Origin of the sequence: Sphingomonas sp. CCH9-E2, assembly GCF_001557215.1 — a bacterium.
GTDB lineage: Bacteria > Pseudomonadota > Alphaproteobacteria > Sphingomonadales > Sphingomonadaceae > Sphingomonas.
Window position 1 is genome coordinate 1 of record NZ_LSJM01000228.1, and the last position, 2,201, is coordinate 2,201.

A 2,201-nucleotide genomic window follows, 5' to 3' on the forward strand; every position below is an offset into this window, starting at 1 on the left:
CCTTCGGCGCCACCTCCCCCTGGAGGGGGAGGATTGGTGGAGAAAGGGTCTGCCCTTACGCCGCGATGCTGTAGGGCTTGATCTCGCCGTTGAGATACTGGTTGCGCGCCTTGGCGCGGCTGAGCTTGCCCGAGCTGGTGCGCGGGAGCGTGCGCGGCGGGATCAGTTCGATCACGCAGTTCATGCCGGTGACCGCGCGGACGCGCTCACGGATTTCCTCGCGCAGCTTCTGGCGCTCTTCATCGTCGCTGGTGCGGCACTGGACCAGCACGGCGGGGGTTTCTTCGCCACCCGGCGTGGTGATCGCGAAGGCGGCGACGTCGCCCTGCTTGAACGCGGGGAGCTGTTCCACCGCCCATTCGATGTCCTGCGGCCAGTGGTTGCGGCCGTTGACGATGATCATGTCCTTGGCGCGACCCACGATGTAGATATAGCCTTCGGACAGATAGCCCATGTCGCCGGTGTCGAGCCAGCCGTCCTTCATGCAGGCGTCGGTCGATTCGGGATCGCGGAAATAGCCGACCATGACGCTGGGGCCACGGCACCATACCTTGCCGATCGCGCGGTCGGGCAGCGGGGTGCCGTCCTCCTCGCGGATCTCGATCTCCATGTCCTTGACCGCCTTGCCGCAGTTGACGATCGCGCGGAAGCGCTGGGGGCGATCCCCACCGTTGACGCCGCCCGACAGCTGGGTTTCCTCGACCAGTTCGACCAGGATGCCCTCACCCGGGGGCATGATCGACACGGCGAGCGTCGCTTCGGCGAGGCCGTAGCTGGGGAGGAAGGCGCTGGCCTTGAACCCGGCATCGGCGAAGGCATCGACGAAATTCTGCATGACGTCGGGACGGATCATGTCCGCGCCATTGCCCGCGACGCGCCAGCGGCTGAGGTCGAAGCGTTCCGACGCCTTGGTCTGGCTCGACATGCGGCGCGCGCAGATATCGTAGCCGAAGGTCGGCGAATAGGAGAGGGTGGTGCCCTGATTGCGGCTGATCAGGTCGAGCCAGGCGAGCGGACGCCGGGCGAAATCCTCGGTCTTGAGATAATCGGTCGAGACCTGGTTGGCGACGATCGAGAGGAAGCAGCCGACCAGCCCCATGTCGTGATACCAGGGCAGCCACGAGACGCAGCGGTCGCTGTCCTGCAGCTTCATGCCGTGGCTGTGCGCCGACAGATTGTTGAGCAGCGCATGGTGGGTGATCGCTACGCCATGCGGGAAGCGGGTCGAGCCGCTGCTGTACTGAAGATAGGCGATGTCGTCGGTGCTGGCCTTGGGCAGTTCTGCCTCAGGGGCTTCGCGGGTGGCGAAGCTTTCCCAGTCGATGCCCTGGACGCCCTTCAGGCGCGCGGCTTCGCCGGCCATCGCCGACAGTTCGGCGGGGTAGAACAGCATCGAGGGATCGCAGCTTTCGAGCTGGACCGAGAGCTGGTCGATATAATGCTGGCTGCCGCCGAAGCTGGTCGGCAGGGGGAGCGGCACCGGCCATGCGCCGGCATAGATGACGCCGAAAAACAGCGAGGCGAAATCGGTGCCGGTTTCGGCGATCAGCGCGATCCGGTCCTGCGGCTTCACGCCCGCGGCGATCAGGCGGCGTGCCTGTGCCAGCGCGTCGTCGCGCATTTCGCGGAAGGGATAGGGGCGCGTCAGCGTGCCGCGCGCGTCGTGAAAGTTCAGCCCGCGGCTGCCCTGCGCGGCATAATCCAGCGCGTCGCCCAGCGTCGCAAAATCCGCCAGTCGGCGGGGGAGGGTGCATTCGGTCGGCGTCGGCTGCAGCGTTGCGCCCGAAACTTCGACCTGATCCTTGACGTCCAAAGCCATATCCTAAAATCCGTGCCCCCAGATCGTGTCAGGCCACCCGCCCGTCATCGACGATAGGCCCCACATCTGAAATGCGGGCGGCTCTGCTACGCACTGGCGTTCAAATTCGGTTGTCAGTGTGGCACAAACAAGGCGCATGCGCCCCACTCGCCGCCCTGTCCCACCTTTGGACCGCCCCGCGCTGGACCGGCTGGCGCTGCGCTATGTCGAGCGGTTCGCGACGACGCGGGGGAAACTGGCCGCCTATCTGACGCGCAAGATCCGCGAGCGCGGCTTCGACGGCACGCCGCCCGACCCGGCGGAGATTGCCGAGCGCTTCGCCGAACTCGGCTATGTCAACGATCGCCTCTATGCCGAGAGCAAGGCGGCGGCGATGGCGCGC

Annotated in this window: 1 protein-coding gene and 1 pseudogene; one reads left to right on the forward strand and one right to left on the reverse strand. The window is 66.2% G+C overall.

Translation table 11 applies throughout. The features are described 5' to 3' along the window. Positions 1–55 precede the first annotated feature (55 nt). On the reverse strand, positions 56–1,819 hold the full coding sequence (locus tag AX681_RS10575) for a fatty acyl-AMP ligase (protein ID WP_066660946.1): 1,764 nt from the start codon (positions 1,817–1,819) through the stop codon (positions 56–58). Between the two features lie 136 nt (positions 1,820–1,955). Here AX681_RS10575 and AX681_RS10580 point away from each other — a divergent pair. Beyond that, a pseudogene (locus AX681_RS10580) lies at positions 1,956–2,201 on the forward strand (RecX family transcriptional regulator); the annotation flags it as partial.

Bases quoted from the DNA above. Each gene is read 5' to 3' on its own strand.
- AX681_RS10575 (WP_066660946.1), bottom strand. From the start codon at position 1,819: ATGGCTTTGGACGTCAAGGATCAGGTCGAAGTTTCGGGCGCAACGCTG.